Source organism: Virgibacillus senegalensis, assembly GCF_000821245.2.
Lineage (GTDB): Bacteria > Bacillota > Bacilli > Bacillales > Amphibacillaceae > Sediminibacillus > Sediminibacillus senegalensis.
Genome location: NZ_LN611425.1, coordinates 21,259 through 47,803 on the forward strand (window position 1 = coordinate 21,259; position 26,545 = coordinate 47,803).

The 26,545-nt window shown below is 42.6% G+C and carries 25 protein-coding genes; 18 read left to right on the forward strand and 7 right to left on the reverse strand.

Annotation, left to right across the window (positions count from 1 at the left end; genetic code table 11):
* Together BN1067_RS10785 and BN1067_RS10790 are read left to right on the forward strand one after the other, a co-directional pair.
* On the forward strand, nt 1–539 hold a 539-nt coding region (locus tag BN1067_RS10785), incomplete at its 5' end, for a diacylglycerol/lipid kinase family protein (protein ID WP_407701367.1).
* 238 nt (nt 540–777) lie between these two features.
* Complete coding sequence (locus tag BN1067_RS10790; protein WP_053218860.1) at nt 778–1,593, forward strand: phosphotransferase family protein; 816 nt, start codon at nt 778–780, stop codon at nt 1,591–1,593.
* Here the strand turns inward: BN1067_RS10790 and BN1067_RS10795 are convergent.
* Both BN1067_RS10795 and BN1067_RS19880 read right to left on the reverse strand, forming a co-directional pair.
* On the reverse strand, nt 1,571–1,858 hold the full coding sequence (locus tag BN1067_RS10795) for a YtzH-like family protein (RefSeq protein WP_053218861.1): 288 nt from the start codon (nt 1,856–1,858) through the stop codon (nt 1,571–1,573). The two genes, BN1067_RS10790 and BN1067_RS10795, sit on opposite strands and share 23 nt — an antisense overlap.
* Before the next feature lie 193 nt (nt 1,859–2,051).
* Nucleotides 2,052–2,213 (reverse strand): hypothetical protein, encoded by a 162-nt coding sequence (locus BN1067_RS19880; RefSeq protein WP_199868593.1) that lies wholly within the window; start codon nt 2,211–2,213, stop codon nt 2,052–2,054.
* A 262-nt stretch (nt 2,214–2,475) separates the two neighbouring features.
* Between BN1067_RS19880 and trmB the strand changes: the two genes are divergently transcribed.
* Both trmB and BN1067_RS10805 read left to right on the forward strand, forming a co-directional pair.
* Nucleotides 2,476–3,114, forward strand: coding sequence for a tRNA (guanosine(46)-N7)-methyltransferase TrmB (gene trmB / locus BN1067_RS10800; RefSeq protein ID WP_053218862.1), 639 nt, complete (start codon nt 2,476–2,478; stop codon nt 3,112–3,114).
* A gap of 30 nt (nt 3,115–3,144) precedes the next feature.
* Nucleotides 3,145–4,005 (forward strand): YtnP family quorum-quenching lactonase, encoded by an 861-nt coding sequence (locus BN1067_RS10805; RefSeq protein ID WP_053218863.1) that lies wholly within the window; start codon nt 3,145–3,147, stop codon nt 4,003–4,005.
* Nucleotides 4,006–4,112: 107 nt separating this feature from the next.
* Here BN1067_RS10805 and BN1067_RS10810 read toward each other — a convergent pair whose 3' ends face one another.
* Nucleotides 4,113–4,427: a PepSY domain-containing protein gene (locus BN1067_RS10810; protein ID WP_053218864.1), complete on the reverse strand. Its 315-nt coding sequence runs from the start codon at nt 4,425–4,427 to the stop codon at nt 4,113–4,115.
* A gap of 181 nt (nt 4,428–4,608) precedes the next feature.
* Between BN1067_RS10810 and BN1067_RS10815 the strand changes: the two genes are divergently transcribed.
* Both BN1067_RS10815 and BN1067_RS10820 read left to right on the forward strand, forming a co-directional pair.
* Nucleotides 4,609–5,676: a M42 family metallopeptidase gene (locus BN1067_RS10815; protein ID WP_053218865.1), complete on the forward strand. Its 1,068-nt coding sequence runs from the start codon at nt 4,609–4,611 to the stop codon at nt 5,674–5,676.
* A 75-nt stretch (nt 5,677–5,751) separates the two neighbouring features.
* On the forward strand, nt 5,752–6,255 hold the full coding sequence (locus tag BN1067_RS10820; protein WP_053218866.1) for a DUF84 family protein: 504 nt from the start codon (nt 5,752–5,754) through the stop codon (nt 6,253–6,255).
* A 42-nt stretch (nt 6,256–6,297) separates the two neighbouring features.
* On the opposite strand, the gene BN1067_RS10825 is transcribed toward BN1067_RS10820, so the two are convergent.
* Nucleotides 6,298–6,738 (reverse strand): YtoQ family protein, encoded by a 441-nt coding sequence (locus BN1067_RS10825; protein WP_053218889.1) that lies wholly within the window; start codon nt 6,736–6,738, stop codon nt 6,298–6,300.
* Between the two features lie 209 nt (nt 6,739–6,947).
* On the opposite strand from BN1067_RS10825, the gene BN1067_RS10830 reads away from it, so the two are divergent.
* A complete protein-coding gene (locus tag BN1067_RS10830) occupies nt 6,948–7,457 on the forward strand; it encodes a hypothetical protein (RefSeq protein ID WP_053218867.1) in 510 nt (169 codons plus the stop codon).
* 254 nt (nt 7,458–7,711) lie between these two features.
* Here the strand turns inward: BN1067_RS10830 and BN1067_RS10835 are convergent, their stop codons facing one another.
* The gene (locus tag BN1067_RS10835) at nt 7,712–9,952 is read right to left on the reverse strand and encodes a methyl-accepting chemotaxis protein (RefSeq protein ID WP_053218868.1); all 2,241 of its coding nucleotides are present in this window, start codon (nt 9,950–9,952) and stop codon (nt 7,712–7,714) included.
* 216 nt (nt 9,953–10,168) lie between these two features.
* On the opposite strand from BN1067_RS10835, the gene BN1067_RS10840 reads away from it, so the two are divergent.
* The 9 genes from BN1067_RS10840 to BN1067_RS10885 all read left to right on the forward strand — a co-directional run bounded on the left by BN1067_RS10840 (nt 10,169) and on the right by BN1067_RS10885 (nt 20,370).
* Complete coding sequence (locus BN1067_RS10840; RefSeq protein WP_053218869.1) at nt 10,169–11,185, forward strand: PTS transporter subunit IIC; 1,017 nt, start codon at nt 10,169–10,171, stop codon at nt 11,183–11,185.
* A 35-nt stretch (nt 11,186–11,220) separates the two neighbouring features.
* Entirely contained in the window at nt 11,221–11,541 is a 321-nt protein-coding gene (locus tag BN1067_RS10845; protein ID WP_053218870.1) for a thioredoxin family protein, read from the forward strand.
* Nucleotides 11,542–12,435: 894 nt separating this feature from the next.
* Nucleotides 12,436–13,260, forward strand: a complete 825-nt coding sequence (locus BN1067_RS10855) for a DUF1444 domain-containing protein (RefSeq protein WP_053218871.1) — start codon at nt 12,436–12,438, stop codon at nt 13,258–13,260.
* A gap of 1 nt (nt 13,261) precedes the next feature.
* Nucleotides 13,262–13,867 (forward strand): YtpR family tRNA-binding protein, encoded by a 606-nt coding sequence (gene ytpR / locus BN1067_RS10860; protein WP_053218872.1) that lies wholly within the window; start codon nt 13,262–13,264, stop codon nt 13,865–13,867.
* 267 nt (nt 13,868–14,134) lie between these two features.
* A complete protein-coding gene (locus BN1067_RS10865; RefSeq protein WP_053218873.1) occupies nt 14,135–16,543 on the forward strand; it encodes a DNA translocase FtsK in 2,409 nt (802 codons plus the stop codon).
* A gap of 152 nt (nt 16,544–16,695) precedes the next feature.
* Complete coding sequence (locus tag BN1067_RS10870) at nt 16,696–17,826, forward strand: nicotinate phosphoribosyltransferase (protein ID WP_053218874.1); 1,131 nt, start codon at nt 16,696–16,698, stop codon at nt 17,824–17,826.
* 110 nt (nt 17,827–17,936) lie between these two features.
* Nucleotides 17,937–19,244, forward strand: a complete 1,308-nt coding sequence (gene murC, locus BN1067_RS10875) for a UDP-N-acetylmuramate--L-alanine ligase (RefSeq protein WP_053218875.1) — start codon at nt 17,937–17,939, stop codon at nt 19,242–19,244.
* A 295-nt stretch (nt 19,245–19,539) separates the two neighbouring features.
* Nucleotides 19,540–19,956 (forward strand): DUF948 domain-containing protein, encoded by a 417-nt coding sequence (locus BN1067_RS10880; RefSeq protein WP_053218890.1) that lies wholly within the window; start codon nt 19,540–19,542, stop codon nt 19,954–19,956.
* A 15-nt stretch (nt 19,957–19,971) separates the two neighbouring features.
* Nucleotides 19,972–20,370, forward strand: coding sequence for a YtxH domain-containing protein (locus BN1067_RS10885; protein WP_053218876.1), 399 nt, complete (start codon nt 19,972–19,974; stop codon nt 20,368–20,370).
* Between the two features lie 323 nt (nt 20,371–20,693).
* On the opposite strand, the gene BN1067_RS10890 is transcribed toward BN1067_RS10885, so the two are convergent.
* The gene (locus BN1067_RS10890) at nt 20,694–21,866 is read right to left on the reverse strand and encodes a hypothetical protein (RefSeq protein WP_053218877.1); all 1,173 of its coding nucleotides are present in this window, start codon (nt 21,864–21,866) and stop codon (nt 20,694–20,696) included.
* A gap of 55 nt (nt 21,867–21,921) precedes the next feature.
* A complete protein-coding gene (locus tag BN1067_RS10895; RefSeq protein ID WP_053218878.1) occupies nt 21,922–24,054 on the reverse strand; it encodes a cell division protein FtsA in 2,133 nt (710 codons plus the stop codon).
* Between the two features lie 173 nt (nt 24,055–24,227).
* Here BN1067_RS10895 and BN1067_RS10900 point away from each other — a divergent pair, with 173 nt between their 5' ends.
* Both BN1067_RS10900 and ccpA read left to right on the forward strand, forming a co-directional pair.
* Nucleotides 24,228–25,286 (forward strand): bifunctional 3-deoxy-7-phosphoheptulonate synthase/chorismate mutase, encoded by a 1,059-nt coding sequence (locus BN1067_RS10900; RefSeq protein WP_053218879.1) that lies wholly within the window; start codon nt 24,228–24,230, stop codon nt 25,284–25,286.
* A gap of 207 nt (nt 25,287–25,493) precedes the next feature.
* Nucleotides 25,494–26,495, forward strand: a complete 1,002-nt coding sequence (gene ccpA / locus BN1067_RS10905; RefSeq protein ID WP_053218880.1) for a catabolite control protein A — start codon at nt 25,494–25,496, stop codon at nt 26,493–26,495.
* Nucleotides 26,496–26,545 lie beyond the last annotated feature (50 nt).

Below are 26,545 nucleotides of genomic sequence, written 5' to 3' on the forward strand. Positions count from 1 at the left end.
ACGACCGCCATTTTGTCAATAATTTGGGGTTTGGCCTGGAAGCGGAGGTTACAGCAGCCGCAGAAAGGATTAAATCAATTAAATGGTTTTCTAGATTAAAGCTTTCCAGGTGGAGTTACCCTTTAGGTTTATTCATGGTAATAAAAGACTTTAAACCATTAAGTGTCCGGTTGGATTTAGATGGGGAGACAAAGCAACTGGACAAAGCCTGGATGATAACCATTTCTAATCATCCTTACTTCGGTGGCGGGATGAAAATTAATCCGGAAGCAAGTATCCAGCCTCATACGTTTTCCGTACTGGTGGTGGAGAATATCACCAAGTGGAAATTATTATTGTTCTTTATCAGCGTATACGGAGGAAAACATATGAAATTAAAAGAAGTTTCCCATTTCCAAGTATCCTCCCTGGCCATTGACTCCGAAACACCGATCCAGTTCCAGACAGATGGTCAAATAGGTGTGTGCAAAAGTTGTTTGGTAAGGAAAGAAACGGAGAGCAGGAAAATTTTTGGTGCTTTTACGAAATTAACTTCTTGAAATTCCCCCTTTGAATAAGTTAATCTAAAATATGTCTGCTTATTTAGGATACTAATTTATTCAGCTTTGAACCATACGAAAAATTCCCGATGCAATCGGCATGGAAATAGTTTAGTAGGTTCGGTGAGTTAACAAATAGACATCGCGTAAATAAAAATAATAGGCAAGCTAGCTGCGCATCCTGTTTTTGTGATGCTTTCTGGATGAAGAAATTCAAGGAAGATTTGAGGAATCGAAGATGAATTGGTTGGATAGCATATTAGGTGATGATTGGACAATAACTCCTGCTGGTGGGTCTTCAGGTGAAGCATATTATGCACATAGCGAGCGGAAGCGCCTGTTCCTGAAGCGCAATTCTTCTCCTTTTTTGGCAGTACTGTCTGCGGAAGGTATTGTACCAAAGCTTGTTTGGACGAAACGAATGGAGAATGGCGATGTAATTACAGCACAGCAATGGCTGGACAGCCGAGAATTGACTCCTGAAGAAATGCAGCATCCCCGGGTTGCAAAATTGTTAAGCAGAATTCATCATTCTTCAGAATTGCTGGATATGCTTATGCGGATCGGTAAGCATCCGATAAAGCCAGAAGATATTTTGTATGATCTTAAGTCCAATATAAGGCTTCATGAAGAAACGGCCACTCAAATGGAAATTCATAAAGCAATGAAATACTTGGAAGCCATGCTGCCCCGAGTACAGCATTTTAAGCAGGTTGTCTGCCATTGCGATATGAACCATAATAATTGGTTATTGTCGGGAGACGGCCAGCTGTATTTGATCGACTGGGATAATGCAAAAGTAGCGGATCCGGCAATGGACATTGGTACGATCTTATATTGGTACATACCCGAACACGATTGGGATGACTGGTTGTCCCGTTATGGAGCGGCAAGGGACAACCGTTTGATTGAAAGAATGTATTGGTATTTGATTGCGCAATCTGTGAGCTATATAATATGGCACAAAGAACGCCAGGAAACAAAAAAAGCTGCCCAGCGTCTGCAAGAATTGGATCGTCTGCTTAAGCGTGTCAACCAACAGTCGGCGGGTTGATGGCGTTGATCCACTCCTGCAGGTTCTCCTGATTACTTTCAATATGTTCATTTAAATTTTGAACGAGTTCCCCCTGTCTGCTGTAATCATAAATGGCAGTCAGGTGCTGTTGCAAACTGGATTCACCTACAGAATTGTCTGCAATCATCGATTTAACCAGTCGCTGGATTTGCTGGCATTCTGCCACGCTTCCACAGCATTCCTCCGAATGTTCCGTTAGGATATCGTAAAGCAAATCCAGTTGATTTTGGACGTTTTTAGTCATGGAAAGCCCCCCTCTAACCGCTATTATTGCTAGCTAGCCTTCAAATTATGCATGAATAGGATAAGGTAACAGAGATTACCCCTTTTAAGAAAAAAGGAGTCAATCCTGCAATGTGTTGATTAGCTGCAAAAAAAGGAGAGGGTTCCTGGTTGGGGAACCCTCTCCTTTTTCGGACGGTATTGATTGTCAGGCTTTATGCATTTGACGGTGAATACTTCACTTGTTTTGCTTTCACTTCACGGTTGGCTTTTTCATTTAGTTTTTCAAACGGATAAATAAATAAAGCATATCCGGCAAACATGACGGAAAATACTGCTAATACCAACGTCTCAATCATAGTTGTAAATAGTCTCAATATTTTTCACTCCTGTAATCCGATTAATCTCACATGTGTACCATCATATCGTAGAAAGCGTTAACAACCCAATGGGCATTTGTTCATTTTATACGCGATTTATCCGGTTTTGACTACGTAACGCAGATTTAGCTCAACAATGAGGACTTATAGCCTTTTATGGTCAGATTTTCTAACATATACGCAAAATTTGCGATAATCTTTCGTTTTTGTTGAAATAATGGTAAGGTTTATACCGTATAAGAAGAGAGGAGTTACGACATTGCGCTTAAGACATAAACCATGGGCAGATGATTATTTAAAGGAAAATGATGATATAGTAGTTCAAAATCCATTTGATTATAAAGGGAATTGGAATTCGGTTTTTTCAAATGAACAGCCAATCCATATTGAAATCGGTACCGGCAAAGGTCAATTTATCGCCGGAATGGCAGCCCAGCATAAAGAAGTCAATTTTATCGGGATTGAGAGGGCGAAAAGTATCATTGTCAGTGCTGTTGATAAAGTGAAACGGGCGGAAGTCAGTAATGCAAGGTTGCTAAATGAAAATGCTCAGGATCTGCGTGATTTATTTGCCGAAAATGAAGTGGATAAAATTTACTTGAATTTTTCAGACCCTTGGCCCAAAACGAAGCATGAAAAAAGAAGGCTGACTTATCAAACATTTTTAGAACAATATAGAGGGATTATGAAGCCGGGTGGAGAAATCGTTTTAAAGACGGATAATCGTAAATTGTTCGAATACTCTTTGTCCAGTTTTTCTAAATTCGGCATGGTGCTGGATGAAGTGCTATTGGACTTGCACGATTATCAGGACCCGGAGAATGTCCAAACGGAATACGAAGAAAAGTTCTCCGGAAAAGGACAGCCGATTTATCGCTGTAAAGCATATTTTTCTTAATTTCTGTATGAAAAGGAAGTGGGAGAGGAAATGGAGTCGTTGACCGTAGGGAGAGCTACATTGACATGGCTAAACGGGGGTGTCAATCATCTGGATGGTGGAGCGATGTTCGGAGTAGTTCCGAAAGCCTTGTGGAGTAAAAAATATCCTTGTAATGATAAGAATCAAATTGAATTAAGAACGGATCCAATCCTGCTCGAACTGGATGGAAAACGTTATTTGATTGACTCCGGGATGGGAAACGGTAAGTTGACGGACAAGCAACTACGCAATTTCGGCGTTACGGAGCAGTCCAGTTTGGAAACTTCGCTCCAAGTACTGGGATTGTCGACCTCCGATGTGGATGCCGTTTTGATGACCCATTTGCATTTTGATCATGCCTGCGGTCTGACTAAATGGCAAGACAATGCCTTAACAGCTGTTTTTCCTGATACACCAATTTATGTGAATCAAACCGAGTGGGAGGAAATGAGAAATCCTAATATCCGCTCCGTGAATACATACTGGAAGGATAATTGGCAGCCAATTGAGAACCAGTTTATCAGTTTCGAACAGCAAATAACCATAGCGGATGGTTTGGAAATGATTCATACAGGAGGGCACAGCGACGGACATTCTATTCTTTTATTTAAGGATACAGAGGATATGTTCATCCACATGGCCGATTTGATGCCTACCCATGCCCATCAGAATAAACTTTGGGCACTGGCGTATGACGATTATCCGGTTACTTCTGTTCATGAAAAACAAAAATGGATGGAATACGGGCTGGAGCATAATGCCTGGTACACCTTTTATCATGATGCTTATTACCGGGCATTGAAGTTTGATAAAGATGGAAATGTACAAGGGCATATAGAACGGAAGAGGTACCATTACCCGGAAAAATGAACTTTTGTTAGACCAACATTGTTATGGGGCAGTTAAATCACCACTTCATTCTCCCCTTTAAAAACAAAAAAACAGGACCGGTTGACCGGTCCTGTTTCATTTATGATTTATGCAGATTGCAAGACGTCCAAAATAGAACCAGTTTCGGCATCTACTTTGAATTCATATTGTGTGCTTTCACCATCGATTGTTCTGGTAATTCCACCACGGTAAACCGTATAAGTAAGTCCGTTCTTTTCCATTTCCTCAGGCTTCATATAAATCCATGAACCACTAATTGGACCTTGCTGTTTAAATGCTTCTTTAGCAGATTTTAACGCTTTCTCGGGTGTGACCTTGCTTTGCTTATCATATTGTTGTAAAACAAAATATCCTGCTGCTGCTCCAATTCCAGCACCGATTGCGATTTTTTTCCAATTCATAGTCAGTCACCTCAGGTTAAGATTTTAATTGTAGTATACCTGAAACAGTGAAAAATAGAAAATATTATGAAGTAAAAACTTATTGAAAAAGCGACTACTTATCGGCGAGGGGTTTATCTGGAAACACGGATGAAGTTCCGATACAATGGGCATAGGATGAAAAAGTTGGAGGGAATACATAATGAATAATGAAACGAAAGCGTTATTCCGAGAACTGACTGAGTTGCAGGGTGCACCTGGCAATGAGCATTTGGTACGATCATTTATGAAAAAACAATTAGAAAACTATGCAGATGAAGTCATTCAGGACCGGCTAGGCGGTGTCTTCGGCGTCAAACATGGCGAGGGACCGAAAGTCATGGTGGCTGGGCATATGGATGAAGTAGGTTTTATGGTCACCCAAATAACAAAGAACGGCATGATCCGTTTTCAACCTCTCGGCGGCTGGTGGTCTCAGGTATTGCTTGCCCAGCGGGTGCAAATCATGACAGAAAAAGGACCGATTGTCGGGGTGATCGGTTCGATTCCGCCGCACAACTTAACAGAAGCGCAGCGAAAAAAACCGATGGAGCAGAAAAACATGCTAATTGACATCGGTGCAGATGATGAAGAAGATGTAAAACGAATTGGGGTAAAGCCTGGTCAGCAGGTTGTACCTGTCACACCTTTCACTCCGATGGCTAATGAGAAGAAGATATTGGCTAAAGCATGGGACAACCGCTATGGGTGCGGTCTTTCAATTGAGTTATTGAAGGAATTGCAAGGTGAGAATCTGCCAAATCAATTATATTCCGGAGCTACCGTACAAGAAGAAGTCGGCTTACGCGGTGCTCAGGTTGCAGCCAACATGATCAAGCCGGATGTTTTCTATGCACTGGATGCTTCTCCTGCAAACGATATGTCGGGAGATGAAAAGGAATTTGGACAGCTTGGAAAAGGTGCCTTACTGCGGATTTTTGACCGCTCGATGATTACTCATCATGGAATGAGGGATTTTGTACTGGACACAGCCGAGTCCAATAAAATCCCATATCAATATTTTATTTCACAAGGTGGGACAGATGCCGGGAGGGTGCATATTGCCAATGAAGGTATTCCTTCCGCTGTAATCGGGATTTGTTCACGTTATATCCATACTCATGCTTCGATTATTCATGTAGACGATTATGCTGCAGCAAAAGAATTGATCGTCAAGCTAGTAAAATCAACGGATAAAAAGACTGTAGATCTAATTCACAAACAGGGCTGAAGTAATAGTTCATCGCCGCCTAAGCTGGTTAAATTTAAATGAACCGCTGCTGCGATTTAAAAAAGGATGAAAGTTATGAAAATTTATATAGGTTCGTTGAACCCAGCAAAAATAAAAGCAGTTGAAACTGTGTTTCCAGAGGCTGAAGTAATCGAAATCGATGTTGCCTCCAAGGTTTCCTTACAGCCGTTTTCGGATGAAGAAACGATGGAGGGGGCAGTAAACAGGGCAAGGGAATGTGCTTCCTTGAACCCGGATGGTATCGGAATCGGTCTTGAAGGTGGAGTCATGGAGTTAAATAAGGAGTTATTCTTGTGTAACTGGGGGGCACTTATATGTGAGAATGGCAATACTTACTTAGCTAGCGGTGCCCGAATTCCTCTTCCAGAAGAAGTAGCTTCCCAATTAGAGAAGGGAATCGAACTAGGAGAGGTTATGGACGAATACGCCCAGCGCCAAGATGTTCGTAAAAAAGAGGGAGCTGTTGGAATCTTTACTAATGAGCTGGTTACCCGTGAAGAAATGTTTACCCATGTAATGAAGCTGCTTAAAGGACAATATCAATTTCATCAGCAATAAAAAAGCTGTTCCCTGATGGGAACAGTTTTTTTATTAAACGATTCACTCAAACAGATAGGAGATGACATCGAGCGCTTGATCGGTTGTTTCAACGGTGACGTTTGCTTTATTGGACAACTCTTTGAGCGGATGAATCAATGAAGGTGGTCGTATGATGATTGTGGGCTTTTTCCAAGCAATCGCGGTAGCAGCGTCCATTGCTGTATTCCATTGTTTATAATTTTCACCGAAGAGCGCGATGACAAAATCTGCCTTGTTCATTAATACCTCGCTTCTAAAATTGTTGATAGCCGAAGCTGCTTCATCCCGGTATAGTTTCCCAGGCTGTTCTCCGAGTATCTGTTCCCCAATCATGTCCGAACGCTCATGATCCTCCTGTGGACCGACAAACTGGAGGGACAACCCTCTTTCTTTTGCCTTTTCTTTTAGATCCAACCGCCAGTCATCGTGTATCTGACCGGCTAAGTAAACAGTGAAATCCATCGAAAGCACCCTTTCTTCATAAAATTCTAACATTATTTTACCATTTGGCATCATGTTTCTGCTAATTGGCTGTCTGCTTTTTTCCTCTAATCATCTGCAATGGAAGGTATTGCTATCCATCGATTTCAAAACAAGGCTTGTCAAACAAAAAAATAATAGTATGATATAAGAGGGAAAATAATGAAGGTACCGGATCAGGGGGAAAAAACGTGAACAAAAGGAAATTTGGCCAGCTGATCGGCACTATATTGATAGTAGCATTTTTGGCAGGCTGCACGTTAAAAGCAGAGAGTAAAGCATTCGATGAAGCGATGACTGGAACCGATACGGCTTTTAATCAAAAAAAGATAGAAGCGAATAAGAAGCTGGATGGTTTTTCTGTATATATTCCAGATGAACTGGAAATCGCTAAAAACACTAATAATAATTTAGTGCTGGAAGATGGGAAGCAAACGTATATTTTATTTTATAACCGCTTCGAACCAGAGGCGAGCAAGATGAATTATCAGGAAGCAGAAAAAGCGGAAGATAGTGCTCTATTGAAGTCATTCAAGGATAAGGAACGGTTCGGTTATATTAAAATTTCAGAACCCGAAGGCAGGGAATATGAGCTGCAAGTAGGCACAGGCAGTGTGAAAGTCACTACCATGACAACGAAGAGTAAATTAGAAGAGGATGCTGAAATGATGATGAAGATTGCCAAGTCAGTTTCCAATTAAACAGGAAGCCATGTTAATGTATCTTGTTTTTTCATAATAAAAAGGAATATCCGATTGTCGGGGCTGGTTCATTTGTACTGATTAGGTGTTCTATGCCATTCAACTCGATATTCCTTTGATGAATAATTTAATAGAATGAACGGGGGCATCCCAATAACTTAGGGACAGCCCCCGTTTTTTATAGGCTGGAAAATTGTAAAGCCGGTTACACATTCGGACGGATTGCTTCTCGATTATCCCTGGTTTTCGGCGCATCAGTGGGAATTTTTATCAGTATCGTCATTAAGTCCTTCGCTTTGGTTAGAAGGTTCTCCGTTATTTTTTTCATTTAATTGTTCTACGGATTCCTCACGGATTTCCAATTCATTCGTCATCGTAGCTTGTTCCATCCATTCTCTACTTTTTTCCAATCCGGCAGCTGCTTCATCGTTCTCCGTCAGATAATGATCGTTGTACCCTTCCGGATTATCGGCGAGTACCTCGATTTCCTTTACTTCCCCTTCGTCTAAATGCGTCTCATCCAGGGTGAATTGGCTCACTTCAGCAGCAAGCTCTTGTGATAGTCCCTGTAAATCTACTGCAGACTGATTTACTTCTTCGATAGATTGGGACTGTGTCTCGCTGGAAGCGGCTACTTCTTCCGCCGTTGCAACTGCTTCTTCTGAAATCACACTGATCTGTTCCATTTTTTCCCGCAGGTCCTTATTGGCGCTTCCTACATCCTGGATAGACTCTTTTACTCGTTTTATTTTATCGTTCATATTATAAATTTGACTGGCAATCCGATGGAATGCATCTTTTGTCTGGTCGACTGCCGTTGACTGTTCCTGTTGGTACGTATCAAACTTTCCTGCTTCTTTCGTTAGATTATTCATTTGGCCATGCATCGTTTTGACAAGCTGCTGGATTTCCTGAGCCTCATGCTTGGATCTCTCCGCCAGTTTACGGACTTCGTCAGCCACCACAGCAAATCCCCTGCCGCTTTCACCTGCTCGGGCAGATTCAATGGCAGCATTCAAGGCAAGCAGGTTAGTACTGTCTGCTATTTCTTCAATAGCAGACACGATAGAAGTGATTTGTTTGGACTGATCTGCAGCCTGTTTTACTTGTGCAGCTAGGTGTGCTGCTAAATCGATAAAGGAAGTAGATGTACCTTCCAGCGTTTTCATAGTCTCCAGGCCAGTTGTTCCTTCTTTTTCCGCCGATTCCAATGCATTTGAAATATCTTTTGCTGCATCGTTTGTATTGGAAATTGCTCCGGATACTGCTTCTATCAATTGGGAGCTTTCCTCTATCCGTAACGCCTGGTTTTGGGAACCAATGGCAACTTGATTAATGGCTTCGTTAACTTCTTCTGTCTGGGCGGACGACTGCTCACTGATTGCAGCAAGGTTGGACGAGGAGTCGCTTAATACCATGGAAGCATTGTTTACCTTTAACATCGATTGTTCCATTTTTTGAGCCATGGAGTTAAAAGTATCGCCTAATTCGGCCATTTCATCTTTGGTTGTTATCGGTACGCGGTAAGCTAAATTCCCATTTCCGATAATTTGTGCTCCTTCTTTAAGGGAACCAATTGACCGGCCGATGGATCGGATCAATATCACACCTATCGTACCCATCGTTAACAAAGCAAGAAAGCCCAGAATCATGAATACTGTTGTCATACTTTGCCGTGCATTTGCCTGATTAGCAGATAATTCGCTGTTGATTGCTTCCGCTTCCGTTTTTACTTGTTCTACCTGGGAAGAAACATCGTCTGCCACCTTGGAAAAGGAATCGGTTATTGCCGCGGATTGGGTTTTTGTATTGGCGATGGTATTTAAAGATTGCTGGTACTTCAATAACCCGCTGCTGATTTCAGATGTTTCCTTTTCACTTAATTCCGAGTCTTCGATTAAATTGGTAAAAGCGCGTGTCGCTTCCGTCAGGTCGCTCTCGGCTTCTCCATCTTTCCCTTGTGCTATGTACGCTTGTTCCAAAACCTTAATTTCCATCAAGGCGCTTTCCAGTTCTGGACTATCAAGTCCATCTACTAATTGATTGAATTCAGCAAACGTATCTTCAATTGTTTTTAACAACCCTTCTTCTTCAGAAAAACCGACCATTCGATACATATTGACCATTGGTTCCATTTGGTCCTTATATGCTTTCGCATTATCGGAAATAGCGGTGAAATTGTCCGCGATTGCCTGATAGCCCTTATGCTCTTCTGCAAAGGCTTTTGCGGAAGTTTCAACATCGCTGATCGCTTTTTGCATTTCATCAGCATTTTCCTGGTTTGGTTCCGACAGGAATTGTTGTTCCTTTTGTCTTGTCACTGCCATCTCGTATCTGATTTCTTCGCTATGCATAAGTGCATTCTGTACTTCTGCTTTTTCTTCCTCCCATTGAGTATGTTTGTTTAGAAAATAACCTGCGAATACGCCAAGGAAAATAATGCTGACGATAGAAAGTCCCAAAATTAAACGTACCCGATTGCGGATAGATCCCATATGTAGCCCCCCTTTTGTCTATTCTTGGAAATGCCAAAAATCCGAGATAGGACATTTTCCGTATCACAGATATGCTACTATATGACTAATTATAGAGTTATTTGAATAGAAAGACAATTAATCTTTTGAATATTGTAAATAAAAAAACGAGAATTGTCTTGTTAAATCAGTTTGTGTAAGATTAGTCTCAAGAGGAGCAAAAAAGGAGACGGAGAAATGAAGGGATTTTTACAAAAAAAAGGTGTCACGCTTTCAGCAAAAGAATATTTCATTACCGCTTTAAGTTATATGGCGCTTGGTCTGTTTTCCTCTCTCATCATCGGGACGATTATCAACACGGCAGGCGTTCAATTACATATTCCTGCCCTTGAGGAAATGGGCGGTTTCGCAATGGAAACAAAGATTTGGGGAGGGGCAATCGGCACTGCTATTGCTTATGGACTGAAAGCTCCGCCGCTAGTCGTATTTGCATCCTTGTTCAGCGGTGCGTTCGGGGCTGAAATGGGCGGTCCGGCAGGAAGCTATGTTTCCGCATTGCTAGCTACAGAAGTTGGAAAGACCATTTATAAGGAAACAAAGCTTGATATCCTGTTAACTCCTTTTCTCACGATCGCCACCGGATTTTTCACAGCCCGGTTTATCGGTCCTCCGATTCAGACGGCATTAACCTGGTTCGGTGAAATCATCAACTGGTCCACCGAACAACAGCCCTTCATCATGGGGATAATTGTAGCGGTACTGATGGGTTGGGCATTGACAGCCCCTATTTCAAGCGTCGCTATTGCTTTGATGCTTTCTTTGGAAGGACTGGCAGCAGGAGCAGCGACAGTCGGTTGTGCTGCCCAAATGGTCGGATTCGCCGTGGCAAGTTATCGTGATAACGGGCTTGGTGGTTTGCTGGCACAAGGGATAGGAACTTCCATGTTGCAGGTTGGAAACATTATCAAAAAACCGATCATATTACTACCGCCGACCTTAGCAGGAGCATTGCTTGCGCCGTTTGCCACCATGGTTTTTTCCTTAGTCAATAATCCAGCAGGGGCCGGAATGGGGACAGCAGGATTTGTCGGACAGATTATGACGTTTGAATCAATGGGATTCACCATGGAAACTTTCTGGATTGTTCTCGGACTCCACATAATAGGTCCGGCAGTCATCAGTATCCTGGTGGCAGAATTACTGCGTAAACATGGATGGATTCAACCCGGAGACATGAAAATTGATTATGAATAAAAACATGCTATCATGAAGTGCGGAGGTGTCATTTGATGAAGGAATTAGAATCACAGGAGGCTTTTTCACAATGGAAGAAGTCAAAGACTATCTTTATGTTTTCAGCAGATTGGTGCCCCGACTGTCGGGTAATTGAACCTTTGCTGCCGGAGATAGAAACAAAATTTGATCAATATACGTTTATCTACGTGGATCGGGATAAATTTATCGATCTATGTGCCGAGCTGGATATTTTCGGGATACCAAGCTTCCTTGCCTTTAGTGAGGATAAGGAAATTGGCCGTTTTGTCAGCAAAGACCGGAAAACAAAAGAAGAGATTGAGGCATTTATCGAAAAATTACCAGAAAATCATTAAGCTCGTTAGCTGCTTTCCCAACCGCTCAAAGAGGGAAGGCAGCTATTTTATTGTTTTTCCCCAGACAACGTTGTTTTCAAATCTTCACACAATTTATACAAATTGCGAACAACTTTGGATGACTACATTCGATCCTTGTTAGGGTGATTATTCTGAGAGTGCGGGATACCCCACGCTTTCCGTGGGGAACGCTTCAGCCAGGGTACTACATGAACCAGCTTCTTCGTTCCCTTGGGTCGAGGAAGCCCGCTACGGAGCTAAACTGGTAGACGCAGACCCATCCGTCGGGGTCTTCAGACTGTTCGTTTCCCACAGGACATTGAAATGACATCCTTAAAACTTCAACGCACGAAGAAAATGCGGGTTGCATTTTCGAGGATCTCGCATTTTTCCGCAGCTTGGTATAGGTTTCTTAATAGAGGGAGAACACACACTTAGAATTCTAGCGTACACAAATGTCAAAGCATTACTTGAGAGTATCCTCAGTTAGAAACAAGAAGCTGTTCCTTGCGGAGGAGATACCCGAAGACTCCCGCGGGAGGAAAGGCCTCGGTGAGATCCCGCAGAGCTTTAGCTCGAGGAAGCTCACCAGCCGCCCGCGGAAAGCGTAGGGTATTTCCGCAGCGGTGGAAAATCACTCTGAGGAAGCTGAGGCCGTGCCCGCGGAAAGCGAAGTATGCTGTCGCAGCGGTTGGTTAGCACTTGATTTCAAACAGAAGGAAATTTAATATCGGTACCGTTTATATCCTTCACGAATGTCTCATTCTTTGCGCAAACAGCCTGTGCTATGGTGTGGCGAGGAATTAAAGCAAATTGCTTTCGGTTTATCGGGAAAGCTTTTAATGCTAAAATAATGGATAGCCGTTTTGTTTCCGAAAAGGAGGAACAGACATAATGAAAATGACCAGTATCAAAATGAAAAAGAAACTGGAAGAAAGAATGAGTAATCCGGAGTGGAATACTTCGTTTAATAGGGATAAAGATACATTTAGAGTTGAATGGAAACAATCTCAACAAGGGGTAACCATTACGATCCCGAACATTATTGCAAAATATGAACGTCGCGGAGAAGCTGCTTTGGACGAACTGTCGGATCATATTGCAGAAGCACTGCGCATTATGAATCAGACAAACGAACTGACGGGAAAAGAAAAGAACATCTTTCCCGTCATCCGGGCCACATCCTTTCCTAAAAAGTCCAAAGCCGGAAAGCAAATGGTGGTATCGGAGCACACGGCAGAAACACGGATATATTATGCACTCGACCTAGAAAAGTCTTATCAGCTAATCGATCAGGCAATGCTGGAAGAGGAGGGCTGGACGCAAGAACGACTCGAGGAAGTGTCAGCTTTCAATGTACGTTCCCTTCCGACAGAAATGAACCATGACCAGGTAGCTGGAAATGACTTTTATTTTATGGCGAGCCAGGACGGCTATGATGCAAGCAGGATCTTAAATGAGTCGCTTCTTGAAGAAATGAAAGCAAACAGTAAAGGCGAGCTTGCCGTAGCAGTTCCGCATCAGGATGTATTGATTTTTGCTGACATTCAAAATAAAATGGGCTATGATATATTGGCGCAAATGACGATGAAATTTTTCGCAGAAGGAAGAATTCCAATTACTTCACTGCCATTTATGTACGAGGATAAGCGTTTAGAACCGGTTTTCATCCTTGCAAAGAACAAGCCGGATAATCGCTCAGGAGAGGATGGACAATAAGATGGATGTATTTTACAACCCTAATGGTATAGGCGATGTCTTAATTATTCCTTTAAAGCAAGGGGATCGCAACCATATCAAACAGGAAAAATTCGGAAAGGTAGTAAAAATTACCGACGATCAGAATGGAGCACTGCTGGGATATAATATTTTTGACGCTTCGGCTCAGCTATCTCTTACCGACACAGGGAAGGTTACGCTAACAGAAGAATTAGCAGCCAAGATTCAGGATGTGTTTTCTCAAAACGGTTTGCAAGAAGCTTTCGATGTGGATTTGACACCTAAGTTCGTTGTAGGTTTCGTTAAAGAAAAACAACCTCATGAAAATGCAGATAAACTGAGTGTCTGCCAGGTAGATACGGGAGATGAAACGCTGCAAATAGTTTGTGGTGCTCCTAATATAGACAAAGATCAAAAAGTTGTCGTCGCAAAAGTAGGCGCCGTTATGCCTAGTGGTATGGAGATAAAACCTACCAAGCTGAGAGGTGTCGATTCCTATGGAATGATATGCTCCCAGAAAGAATTAGGGCTCCCAAATGCTCCTAAGGAAAAAGGGATTTATGTTCTGGAGGATCATTATCAAGTAGGACAAGTTTTTGAATTTTAATGATTAAAAAAATAACCTTTGCCCAGTCACATATAGGGCAGGGGTTTTTTTCTCGCTATGGGTAAATTCTAGGCTCTTCCTGTCCATCCCCAGTTCACACCGTCCGTGAAGGGATTTAACACCACGGCGGATTGGTTTTGAAGCAGTTTGGGGTGAACGAGATGTTTTCCGCTAATCTATTTAAATATGATTCATTTTATTTATCCAATTTGACAGGAAAAACTGATAGAATAGTAACGTAACTATTTAGGAGAAAGAGTGAAGTTTATGTGGGAGCAACTAAAAAGAAAATTCAAACAGCTTTTGGCCGAAGAAGAGCCAGAAATAGAATCAGTTCCACAAGAAACGAATAATAATGCGAACAAAAGTACAAACGGTTTACATACACGGGTATCTTATCAGTATCCGAAAAGTTCATCCTTTAAGTTTCCGATGATTCCAGACAAAAAGGATGCGGAAGAGGAGAGCAGGCCGGCATACGAGCGAAGAAAGCCGGAGAAAAATCTTCCTGACGATAAACCTGAAGTTAAAAAACGGAATGAAAAAGCGATTGAAAGAGAACAGCGAAAACCGAATGTTTCCAAAATACAACCAGAGGAAGGAAAACAACCGTTCAAGCCGACGGAGGTTCCGTCCCCGATTTATGGATTCCGGCAAGAAAAGAAAATAACAGAAACCCCTGCATTTATGCGCAAGCAAAAAGACAATCTCGGGGAAAAAGAGGAGAAACTCGAATTCCATCAGCTTGCAGAGTATAAGATGGAAGAGGATATCGGTGAAAAAGCAGCTGCTGAAACAGGAAGCTCAGATTCCTTCGGCGATACTCGGAAACCGGCGGCAGACAACAGTTGGGACACAAATAGTGCTGAGTTAGAGAAGCATTTAGAAGAAAAAGATCTAACAATCGCTGAAGTGCAGTCGTTAAGACTAGTGGAAGATGAAAGGGAAGAACCTGAGAGTCCTGCGCGTACCGTATCCGAATTAAGTCATGACGTAACAGAGTCTTTAAAGGAAGAAGAGCATGCCACTCCTGTGGAAGAGAAAGAGGAGAAGGACGAGGATAACGGTGAAACTTCTGCTCATTATCAGGAATCAATGGACGAGGCTCCCCGACAGCAAAAAGAAGAGCAAATCAAACCATCTAAAACAGAAGTGCAAAAGTCACTTACTCCGTTCAATGTTATCATGACACCGAGAGATAAGCGGAACCGTTTCCGGAAAGAAAAAGAGGCTCCTGCGGTCCAGGAGAAACCGACAGGACCGCCGAATTATTTGTTGAATGATCCGATTCCAAAATCGCAGGAAAATCGTGATTGGGTTAATCAGCAAATCGAACTGCTGGAGATGACACTGGCTCATTTTCATGTCAAGGCGAAAGTGGTAAATGCCATGAGCGGACCTTCCGTAACCAGGTTTGAAGTTCAACCGGAGCTCGGGGTTAAAGTAAGTAAAATCAAAAACCTAAGCGATGATATAAAACTGAATATGGCTGCAAGGGATATTCGAATGGAAGCTCCGATTCCAGGGAAAAATGCTATAGGAATCGAGGTGCCTAATCCGAAAGCACAGGCAGTTGGGCTTCAGGAAATTTTCACAGACGAAGCCTTTCGAAATACGGCGTCTCCGTTATCCGTGGCACTCGGTCTCGACATAGCCGGGAAGCCGATTGTGACGGACTTGCAAAAAATGCCGCACGGGCTGATCGCGGGGGCAACCGGATCGGGGAAAAGCGTCTGTATCAATACGATTTTGATTAGTCTGCTTTATAAAGCTTCCCATAAAGATGTAAGGTTTCTGCTCATCGATCCGAAAATGGTTGAACTTGCACCATATAACAATCTCCCTCATCTCGTTTCTCCAGTTATCACGGATGTAAAAGCAGCCACATCGGCTTTAAAATGGGCTGTAGCCGAGATGGAGGAGCGTTACGAGAAGTTTGTCAAAGAAGGTGTCCGTGACGTCGAACGGTATAATTTGAAGATGCGACAACAACAACGGGAAGAAGAGCACCTTCCATACTTGGTAATCGTTATCGATGAGCTTGCCGACTTGATGATGGTTTCCCCGCAGGATGTGGAAGACGCAATATGCCGGATTGCTCAAAAAGCCAGGGCTTGCGGAATCCATTTGTTGCTGGCGACTCAGCGGCCATCAGTAGATGTTATTACAGGCTTGATTAAAGCAAATATACCAACGAGAATTGCTTTCAGCGTGTCATCTCAAGTAGACTCCCGGACGATCATCGATACGAATGGTGCGGAAAAACTGCTTGGCAGAGGAGATATGCTATTTCTGGAAAATGGCTCGGGGCAATCCGTCAGAATACAGGGAGCGTTCGTTTCAGATGAGGAAATTGAGCGTGTCACAAACTATGTGAGGAAATTGGCTCCCCCTAACTATTTATTTGAACAGGAACAGCTGTTGGAACAAGTAAATCTAGAAGAAGAAGAGGACGAATTATATAACGAAGCCGTTGCGTTTGTCCTGCAGCAAAACGGTGCAAGTGCATCCTTGCTGCAACGACGGTTTAAAATAGGTTACAATCGTGCAGCGCGATTGATCGATTACATGGAATCACACGGTATCATTTCCGAGCAAAAAGGCAGCAAACCACGTGATGTTCTGATTACCAGCGCACAGGCCGGGGATTATCTTGCCGAAGATTCTTATAAGTAGCAACGACCCTCATTGAGTAATCAATGGGGGTCGAATACTGTTCGGAATCAGAGGATTCAAGTGGAAATAACTTGTCCTGAGCTTCAGCTTCTTATATGATAGAGAATGAACTATTATCATGGCTAACGACAATCTCTAAGGAGTAATTGAACATGAAGGAAATCACCCAAAAATTAAATGGTGAAATAAGCCGTTTAACAAATAAAACATTCAAATTTGACGAAAGAGTAAAAGAAGGCTGGTTTTCAGCAGTATACTTTTTAAAAACAAGAGAAATCGCGAAGAGTAAGGTACCTGATAATTATGTAACGATGCAGTTTTTTCAAAAAGATAATGCTGTGTTGTGCGGCACTGACGAAGCGATTGCATTGCTTCATACTTTCGCAGACCATCCGGAGGAATTGGAAATACACTCATTAAAGGATGGAGATAAAATAAGCCCTTTTGAATCGGTATTGACGGTGACAGGTCCTTATCAATATTTTGGCTATTTGGAAGGATTAATCGACGGAGTACTCGCCAGAAGAACGTCAGTCGCTACGAATGTATATAATGTGGTAAAAGCCGCAAGGACATCCGGCAAGCAGAAACCGGTGATATTCATGGGCGACCGTGACGATCATTTCACGCAACAAGCTGGTGACGGCTATGCTGCTTTTATTGGAGGATCTACAGCCCAGGCGACCCATGCGATGAACGAATGGTGGGGAAAACATGGGATGGGCACTATGCCTCATGCATTGATTCAAATGTTTGAGGGAGATATTGTGGAAGCTTCCAAAGCCTATCATGAGCTATACCCGGAAGACGATTTAATGGCATTGGTGGATTATAATAATGATGTGATTACCGATTCATTGAAAGTTGCGCGGCATTTCGGAGAAACGTTAAAGGGTGTTCGCCTCGATACTTCCAGGACACTGGTCGATAAATACTTCCTTCGTAACCAACATTTGATGGGTACCTTTGATCCAAGAGGAGTGAACCCCGAATTGGTGTTTGCATTAAGGCGATCTTTGGATGAAGAAGGCTTCCAGCATGTAAAAATTATGGTTAGCGGCGGATTTACAGAAAGCAGAATTAAAGAATTTGAAGAGTTGAAAGTGCCGGTGGATATGTATGGTATCGGCGGAAGCCTGTTGAAAATCAATATCGGCTTTACCGGTGACAATGTCCTGTTGAATGGTAAACCACAAGCAAAAGAGGGCAGACGGTACCGACCGAACCCTCGTCTTGAAAAAGTCGATTTTATAGGGCCGGATCAGGAAGATAGTTTGAATTAATTATTTTCGGGAAAATCTTTTTTATCAATCAGATTAGATACCCTATAAGGATGTACACAAATACGTACATAAAGAGATAAAATTACGACTCATTTTGGAGGTACTGTTTTATGACAACTTACCATTTTATTGGTATTAAGGGGACAGGAATGAGCGCGTTGGCTCAAATCCTGAAAGACTCCGGGGAAGACGTGCAAGGTTCTGATATCGAGAAGCGTTTTTTCACCCAGGAAGCCCTTGAAAGAAAAAATATACCCATCATGCCGTTTTCAAAGGATAATATTAAGGAAGGGTTAACCATCATCGCGGGAAATGCTTTCAAAGAGGATCATGAGGAAATACAGGAGGCCAAACGTCTGGGTCTTACTTACTATCGTTATCATGAATTTTTGGGAGAATGGTTAAAGCAATATACGAGTATTGCCGTAACCGGTGCCCATGGTAAAACATCTACTACTGGTCTGCTTGCCCACGTCTTAAAGGAAACTTATCCAATTTCTTATTTAATTGGCGATGGTTCGGGGATGGGCCATGCAGAAAGTAAATATTTTGCATTCGAAGCGTGTGAATATCGTCGACATTTTCTTGCTTATGAGCCGGATTATGCAATCATGACCAATATCGATTTTGACCACCCTGATTATTTCCAAAGCATTGATGACGTAATTGATGCTTTCCAGCAAATGGCTTACCAAGTCAAAAAAGGAATCATCGCTTGTGGCGATGATGAATATTTGCAAAAGCTCCAGGCGAATGTACCTGTCCTTTATTATGGATTATCGGATACTAATGATTTCCAAGCTCAAAACATCACGGAAACCGATCATGGTACCACATTTGATGTATTTGTCCGCAATACGTTTTATGACACATTTACTATTCCTGGCTATGGCACTCACCATGTGTTAAATGCGTTAGGCGTTATTGCGCTTTGTCATTATGAGGACATGAAGGCAGAAGATATTAAAAAGATTAGTACGTTTACAGGAGTGAAACGAAGGTTTACGGAGAAGCAGGTCGGTACACAAGTTTTGGTGGATGACTATGCCCACCATCCAAAAGAAATCGAAGTGACCATAGAGTCTGCACGGAAAAAGTATCCTGACAAACAAGTAATTGCGATCTTTCAGCCACATACGTATTCCCGTACGCAAAAGTTTTTGCAGGAATTTGCCGATAGTCTGAAGAAGGCGGACAAGGTATTTCTGTGTGATATTTTCGGATCGGCCAGAGAAAAAAACGGCAATTTGACAATCAACGACCTTATTGATCGGATTGAAGGTGCTTCCCTTTTGGAATTGGAAAACACCGATATACTTAAGCAATACGAAGAAAGCGTGCTAATATTCATGGGTGCTGGGGATATTCAAAAATTTCAGCAGTCTTATGAGGCAGGTTTAAAACAAACGAAACAATAAGAAATTTTTTGTCTCGACAGGATATTGATCGATTTCTATCGAATAGAAAACAGGGAGAGCATCGACTCACCCTGTTTTTTATTTTTGGGGGAACCTTTTTTATCAGTTGCATGCATGCTGATTCCTTTCTTTCTGAACACGCTAATAGTAAACTTTAAGGTGTTTAGTTTTGTCGCTGCAGGGTATATTGTTTCCATATCAGGAAATGAATATTTCTGTTGGGTATTATCCAATCAAGAGTTTTCCTATTGCAGCAAGCATCATAAATTACATAAGAGAAGGAGTTGAATTTGGCATGGAAAACTTACTTTATATTGCGGCACTCATTGCAGCAATAGCTTTTGCAGTTTTAGTCGTTTATTTAGCGATGGTGTTGAAAGCAGCACAGCGTACCTTGAATGATGTCGCTTCCACTTTGGAAGGGCTGGAAAAACAAATGGAAGGTATTACCACAGAGAGTACAGCTTTGCTTAATAAAACGAATAAGCTTGCAGAGGATATTAACGATAAGTCTCAGAAATTGAACACACTTGTCGACGGAGTTAAAGGAATTGGGGAATCTGTCCAAGAATTCAACAATACCATCCGCTCTGTATCCAGCAAAGTGACGGTTGTTGCCGAACAAAATAAAGAAACAACCGCACAAGCAATGAACTGGGGTACGGTGCTCATGAATTTGTGGAAACAAAGAAAAAATAACAATAACGTGTAACGGGAGGAATGATTGATGGCGAATCAGCCAGACCAAAACCAGAACGTAAATGGGAGAGACTTTCTGATTGGTTCCATAATTGGCGGAGTTGTAGGTGCCAGTGTGGCGCTACTGTTTGCTCCGAAGTCAGGCCAAGAACTGCGAAGCACGCTAAATGAAAACGCTGGTTATGTGAAAGATCGTGCAAATGAATGGAAAGATGTAGCGTATGAAAAAAGTTCTGAATGGCGTGAGAAGGCTACCGTCAAATCCCAGGACTTGACGAAAATGGTCAAGGACACAACAGATTCCTTTAAAAATCGCGGCAAAAATTCGGATGAGGAAGCGGAGAAAGCGGCAGAAGAAGTCGCCCGCGCCATCGAAGAAGCGGCAGATGAAATCGATAAAGAACAACAACAGGAAACCAAAGCGTAACAAAACAGGCTGCAGCAAAAGGAAAAGCTGCAGCCTGTTTTATGTTTGGATATCCAACTACTGTTCGACCTAGAAAGGCTCTCTAGAGCGAAATAGTATATTAGAGGAAAATAACGTAGGCTCCTGCGGGAATACGGGTGACCGGGACCACACAGGAGACTTTGCGAGGAATCGGGTGTTCGTTCGCGGATGGCGACTTTATTTCCTCTGCGGCGGCTAGCGAATCGTTGCTGTTTTGATGGAAGTGGCCCGCCGATAAAGAATTAGTGAGGGAAAAGTCGATCAGCCATTTTACAGAGAACGTCGCCCAAACAGATGTGAAACTACTGGAAATTCAGAATTAATTGATCATGCGGCGCCAGTTCATCAAAAAAAGCTGCCGGTTCGCCATTTTTGTATATGTGGAAATTTCCCGTGGCTTCCGCTAAGTTAACAGTGGCGAATCGAAAAATATCCTGAAAAATAAAGGGTGTTTCGGGTATTTTCTCTACAAAAAGGTGGTCTCCTGGATTGATTGTATCCTTTTCGGTTAATTCTCTACTGTTCCTGCTCACTTTCACAGCTGGTTTTTCCAACACGAGCTGCTCCTGATTAAATGTTACTGGCAAGGAATGTTTCATTTTCAGTTCCATTTTCTCCAGTAGTTGCAATACAGTAGGTTTTTTACTGCTCTCATACGTAATATTATCCCCGTTCCTGATGCTGTCTCCCTTTTTTGCCTGTTGATTGTTTTTAAGGAGATAAGCCGTAAGCTGATCAAGCAGCAGTTCTTTTCCATTTACAAATACAGTAAAATCATCAGCAGTGTCCCACCAATGGTCGCGCCCTACGTGAATAAGAAGATCTTCAATCGTTTTTACTGTTTCTAATCTGATATTGTCCCCATCTGCCAATTTTGTTTCTGGATTTACCACTTTATTGTTAACTCGAATTTTCGATTCAATCTCGTACTCGGTACCATTTAGGGTTACGCGGGTTTTAGGCAACTCGCCAAGAAGGTCACCAACTGTTATATCAGGCGGCAATCCGTCTACCCCTTTTTGAACCACTAATATATCCCCATGCTCTATCGGGTCATCGATTTGGGCTGGCTGGTCGTTCAATTTTATGGTTGGAGGGGTTCCGTAGCTTCCAGGGATTGTGACTTCTTTTCCGTCAATCGAAACAATAGCTGCCATACCTGGAAGCCCATATAACTTATCGACGTTGATACCGGCAGCCAGTAAACAATCCGCAGCAGTAAGTTGTTTCATATCAAATAAGCGTACGACTCTTTCGTTGACTGTCACACTGATGTAATGCACCGGGTTTTGCTTAGCGGCTATAGCTATCCCAATCGGTGTCACGAATGCCGGTCCACCAGGAAGATCATCTGCTTTGGACAATGCCGGAATCGCTTCACTGCCCCTGATTGCGACGCGGTTTTCCGGGAGTTCAAGTTTGGAAGCCAGTCTTCTGGTTATCTCTGGGGTCAAACTGCCACCGCCTACCAGCATCACAGCCTTCNCGATCAGCCATTTTACAGAGAACGTCGCCCAAACAGATGTGAAACTACTGGAAATTCAGAATTAATTGATCATGCGGCGCCAGTTCATCAAAAAAAGCTGCCGGTTCGCCATTTTTGTATATGTGGAAATTTCCCGTGGCTTCCGCTAAGTTAACAGTGGCGAATCGAAAAATATCCTGAAAAATAAAGGGTGTTTCGGGTATTTTCTCTACAAAAAGGTGGTCTCCTGGATTGATTGTATCCTTTTCGGTTAATTCTCTACTGTTCCTGCTCACTTTCACAGCTGGTTTTTCCAACACGAGCTGCTCCTGATTAAATGTTACTGGCAAGGAATGTTTCATTTTCAGTTCCATTTTCTCCAGTAGTTGCAATACAGTAGGTTTTTTACTGCTCTCATACGTAATATTATCCCCGTTCCTGATGCTGTCTCCCTTTTTTGCCTGTTGATTGTTTTTAAGGAGATAAGCCGTAAGCTGATCAAGCAGCAGTTCTTTTCCATTTACAAATACAGTAAAATCATCAGCAGTGTCCCACCAATGGTCGCGCCCTACGTGAATAAGAAGATCTTCAATCGTTTTTACTGTTTCTAATCTGATATTGTCCCCATCTGCCAATTTTGTTTCTGGATTTACCACTTTATTGTTAACTCGAATTTTCGATTCAATCTCGTACTCGGTACCATTTAGGGTTACGCGGGTTTTAGGCAACTCGCCAAGAAGGTCACCAACTGTTATATCAGGCGGCAATCCGTCTACCCCTTTTTGAACCACTAATATATCCCCATGCTCTATCGGGTCATCGATTTGGGCTGGCTGGTCGTTCAATTTTATGGTTGGAGGGGTTCCGTAGCTTCCAGGGATTGTGACTTCTTTTCCGTCAATCGAAACAATAGCTGCCATACCTGGAAGCCCATATAACTTATCGACGTTGATACCGGCAGCCAGTAAACAATCCGCAGCAGTAAGTTGTTTCATATCAAATAAGCGTACGACTCTTTCGTTGACTGTCACACTGATGTAATGCACCGGGTTTTGCTTAGCGGCTATAGCTATCCCAATCGGTGTCACGAATGCCGGTCCACCAGGAAGATCATCTGCTTTGGACAATGCCGGAATCGCTTCACTGCCCCTGATTGCGACGCGGTTTTCCGGGAGTTCAAGTTTGGAAGCCAGTCTTCTGGTTATCTCTGGGGTCAAACTGCCACCGCCTACCAGCATCACAGCCTTCGGAGAGCGGCCATTTAAGGTAATAATTTCCGTTTGAATCGCTTCCGCCAAGTCATCAATCTCATTTGATATAGCAGCTACTGCGTCTTGATAGGTAACCGTCTGTTCAAATCCGAGGATGTCATGGATGGTTACTTCCTGCTGTTCGCTTAGATTCCGCTTCATTTGTTCCGCCTGTGTAAAGTCCAAAAGGAATTGTTCACTAAGTGCCTCGGTGATTTCATCTCCCGCTTTTGGAACCATTCCATAGGCGGAGACTGTTCCTTCGTCTGTCAAAGCAATATCGCTTGTACCGGCTCCAATATCTACTAGTGCAACGTTGAGTTTTCTCATAGAAGCAGGAATCAATACATCAATTGCCGCAATCGGTTCAAGTGTTAATGCCTGCATTTCCAACCCTGCTCTTGTGAGAGAGGAGATCAATGATTCAACGACTACTTTGGGCAGAAAAGTAGCGATGATTTCGACCGAAGCCGTGTTCCCCTGCTGATCTATCAGGGAACCGATTGTCTGTTCATCTAATAGATAACGTATGACAGAGTAACCGACACAGTAATATTCCGTGCTGGCATCTTCTGCTGCTTCATTTGCCAGGGCATATTGGGCCTTTTGGACTGCTGATAGCTCCAGAAAAAGAATATCTTCCTTATTCATAAGCGGCTGTTGGATGATTTCTTTGGTGACAATTGTCCTTTTTGTTTTCAAGGCTCTGCCGGCAGCAGCTACACATACGCTTGTCAGTGGCCCATGAATGTTTTCCAGATGGCTTTTTACCTTTTCAATGGTTTCTGATACCGAGACAATATCATGGATTTGTCCGTCGAGCATTGCCCGTTCTTTGTGCTCCTCGACAAAATAGTCAAGCAGCTGGTAATTCATCCCATTTGTCTCTAAAATGAGACCAATTACGGTACGTGTCCCTATGTCCAGGGAGAATATTTTTTCCGTCATTTTCCGTGTCCCCTTCAAAAAAAAACTGAATAATAAATCGAATTAACGAAATTTTATAAATCTTGCTAATGACAACAAGCAAATTTTTAGCTATAATAATCCCTAATTATTAATTTTAGAACATTATTATTCTATTACTTAGTATTATTACATATTCAAGGGGGAGTTTGACAGTGAGTAACGAACAATTGGACCAATTGCGAAACAAACTTGACCAAGTCAACTTGGAAATTCTTGAGCTAATCAATAAAAGGGCAGAGTTGGTTCAGGATATCGGGCAAATAAAGGAAAAGCTGGGCGCTTATCGCTTTGATCCTGTTCGGGAACGGGCAATGCTGGATTTGATTAAGGAACATAACAATGGCCCGTTTGAGAATTCGACCCTGGAGGCTCTTTTCAAGGAGATTTTCAAAGCAAGCTTGGAATTGCAGGAGGACGATCATCGTAAAGCGCTCCTGGTTTCCAGAAAGAATAAACCAGAAGATACCGTAATCGATATCAATGGTGAAAAATTCGGCGACGGCAACCAGCATTTTATTATGGGTCCTTGTGCAGTTGAAAGTTATGAACAAGTGGCGCAGGTGGCAGATGCTGTCAAAAAGCAAGGATTAAAGCTTTTGAGAGGCGGGGCGTTCAAGCCGCGTACTTCCCCTTATGATTTCCAAGGACTAGGTGTAGAAGGACTGCAAATCCTAAAAAGGGTAGCCGATGAATACGGACTTGCCGTTGTTAGTGAAATAGTCAATCCTGCCGATATCGAGAAGGCGGTCGAATACATTGATGTCATCCAAATCGGTGCTCGAAATATGCAAAACTTTGAGCTATTAAAGGCGGCGGGTGAAGTCAACAAACCTGTATTGTTGAAGCGTGGGCTGTCCGCGACGATTTCGGAATTCATCAATGCTGCGGAATATATCATTTCAAAAGGGAATGGCAATATCATTCTATGTGAAAGAGGCATTCGGACGTATGAACGTGCCACAAGGAACACATTAGATATCACTGCTGTACCGATCCTAAAACAAGAAACACACTTACCGGTAATGGTCGATGTCACTCATTCAACAGGCCGCAGGGATTTGTTACTGCCAGCTGCAAAAGCAGCGTTAGCAATCGGAGCAGATGGCGTAATGGCAGAAGTACATCCGGACCCAGCAGTAGCGTTGTCTGATTCAGCTCAGCAGATGGACATTGAGACATTCAACCGCTTCATGGATGAATTAAAAAAATAGCCTTTTCAAGATACATCACTTGGTCTTTAAAGCCCTTGCCTGCTATTATATGGTGAGGGCTTTATTTTTTGTTTAATCTTGGACATTTTTGTGGAAACTAGAAAGAGATGAGCATTTTATTTGCAAACATTGCGGAACCTTGTAGAGTATCGTATTATTAATGAAAAGCAGTACGAGATAAGGAAGAGATATAGGAGGTTTTTACTTATGAATATAACAATATATGATGTAGCACGAGAGGCCAATGTTTCCATGGCCACCGTTTCCCGGGTTGTAAATGGAAACCCGAACGTGAAGCCTGCCACCCGAAAAAAAGTGTTGAATACGATTGAACGCCTCGGTTATCGGCCAAATGCTGTAGCACGTGGCCTTGCGAGTAAGAAAACGACTACGGTTGGAGCTATTATTCCGGATATATCCAGTATCTTTTTTGCCGAATTAGCCCGGGGAATTGAAGATATTGCAACAATGTACAACTATAATATTATCTTGAGCAATTCTGATCAAAACAAAGAAAAAGAACTTCATCTTATCAATACGATGCTTGAGAAACAGGTGGACGGTATTGTTTTCATGGGAGGAAAAATTACGGATGAGCATGTCCAGCAATTTCAAACCTCACCGGTTCCCGTTGCATTGGCTGCGACCATCGATGAATCCCAAAAAACTCCATCTGTTAACATCGATTATGAACAGGCTGCCTATGAAGCGACTGCGTTGCTTCTGGAGCATGGAAATGAACATCCTGCTTTTGTATCCGCTCAGGAAGAAACGGAGATTAACAATCAAAAGTTCAATGGTTATCAGCGGGCATTAAAGGAGAAAAATGTAAGCTTTAAGGAAGACCTCGTCATTAAAGGGGATTATACGTATGACTCCGGCATTGAAGCACTTGATCAGCTGATGTCTAGGGACCAGAAGCCGACAAGTATTTTTGTGGCATCAGACGAAATGGCACTCGGTGTCATTCACGGTGCTCAAGACAGAGGATTGAAAGTACCGGAGGATCTGGAAGTATTCGGATTCGACAACACCCGATTGGCAACAATGGTCCGTCCGACCCTTTCGACAATTGTTCAACCGATGTATGATATTGGTGCAGTTGCCATGCGTTTATTGACGAAGTATATGAACAAAGAGGAAGTTACAGAGCAAAATATCATTTTGCCACACCGGATTATTGAAAGAAATTCGACAAAGTCCCAGTAACGAAATAGATATCCTTCATGTAGGGAATGAAGAAATCTGCCTGCCGATAA

What these genes read in the sequence shown, in the direction of transcription:
- BN1067_RS10825 (WP_053218889.1), bottom strand. Translation starts at nt 6,738, where the DNA reads ATGGATTTCACTGTTTACTTAGCCGGTCAGATACACGATGACTGGCGG.
- ccpA (WP_053218880.1), top strand. Translation starts at nt 25,494, where the DNA reads ATGAATATAACAATATATGATGTAGCACGAGAGGCCAATGTTTCCATG.
- BN1067_RS10870 (WP_053218874.1), top strand. Translation starts at nt 16,696, where the DNA reads ATGAAGGAAATCACCCAAAAATTAAATGGTGAAATAAGCCGTTTAACA.
- BN1067_RS10815 (WP_053218865.1), top strand. Translation starts at nt 4,609, where the DNA reads ATGAATAATGAAACGAAAGCGTTATTCCGAGAACTGACTGAGTTGCAG.
- ytpR (WP_053218872.1), top strand. Translation starts at nt 13,262, where the DNA reads ATGGATGTATTTTACAACCCTAATGGTATAGGCGATGTCTTAATTATT.
- BN1067_RS10835 (WP_053218868.1), bottom strand. Translation starts at nt 9,952, where the DNA reads ATGGGATCTATCCGCAATCGGGTACGTTTAATTTTGGGACTTTCTATC.
- BN1067_RS10840 (WP_053218869.1), top strand. Translation starts at nt 10,169, where the DNA reads ATGAAGGGATTTTTACAAAAAAAAGGTGTCACGCTTTCAGCAAAAGAA.
- BN1067_RS10810 (WP_053218864.1), bottom strand. Translation starts at nt 4,427, where the DNA reads ATGAATTGGAAAAAAATCGCAATCGGTGCTGGAATTGGAGCAGCAGCA.
- murC (WP_053218875.1), top strand. Translation starts at nt 17,937, where the DNA reads ATGACAACTTACCATTTTATTGGTATTAAGGGGACAGGAATGAGCGCG.
- BN1067_RS10865 (WP_053218873.1), top strand. Translation starts at nt 14,135, where the DNA reads ATGTGGGAGCAACTAAAAAGAAAATTCAAACAGCTTTTGGCCGAAGAA.
- BN1067_RS10895 (WP_053218878.1), bottom strand. Translation starts at nt 24,054, where the DNA reads ATGACGGAAAAAATATTCTCCCTGGACATAGGGACACGTACCGTAATT.
- BN1067_RS10795 (WP_053218861.1), bottom strand. Translation starts at nt 1,858, where the DNA reads ATGACTAAAAACGTCCAAAATCAACTGGATTTGCTTTACGATATCCTA.
- BN1067_RS10885 (WP_053218876.1), top strand. Translation starts at nt 19,972, where the DNA reads ATGGCGAATCAGCCAGACCAAAACCAGAACGTAAATGGGAGAGACTTT.
- BN1067_RS10845 (WP_053218870.1), top strand. Translation starts at nt 11,221, where the DNA reads ATGAAGGAATTAGAATCACAGGAGGCTTTTTCACAATGGAAGAAGTCA.
- BN1067_RS10805 (WP_053218863.1), top strand. Translation starts at nt 3,145, where the DNA reads ATGGAGTCGTTGACCGTAGGGAGAGCTACATTGACATGGCTAAACGGG.
- BN1067_RS10855 (WP_053218871.1), top strand. Translation starts at nt 12,436, where the DNA reads ATGAAAATGACCAGTATCAAAATGAAAAAGAAACTGGAAGAAAGAATG.
- BN1067_RS10820 (WP_053218866.1), top strand. Translation starts at nt 5,752, where the DNA reads ATGAAAATTTATATAGGTTCGTTGAACCCAGCAAAAATAAAAGCAGTT.
- BN1067_RS10880 (WP_053218890.1), top strand. Translation starts at nt 19,540, where the DNA reads ATGGAAAACTTACTTTATATTGCGGCACTCATTGCAGCAATAGCTTTT.
- BN1067_RS10790 (WP_053218860.1), top strand. Translation starts at nt 778, where the DNA reads ATGAATTGGTTGGATAGCATATTAGGTGATGATTGGACAATAACTCCT.
- BN1067_RS10890 (WP_053218877.1), bottom strand. Translation starts at nt 21,866, where the DNA reads ATGCTGGTAGGCGGTGGCAGTTTGACCCCAGAGATAACCAGAAGACTG.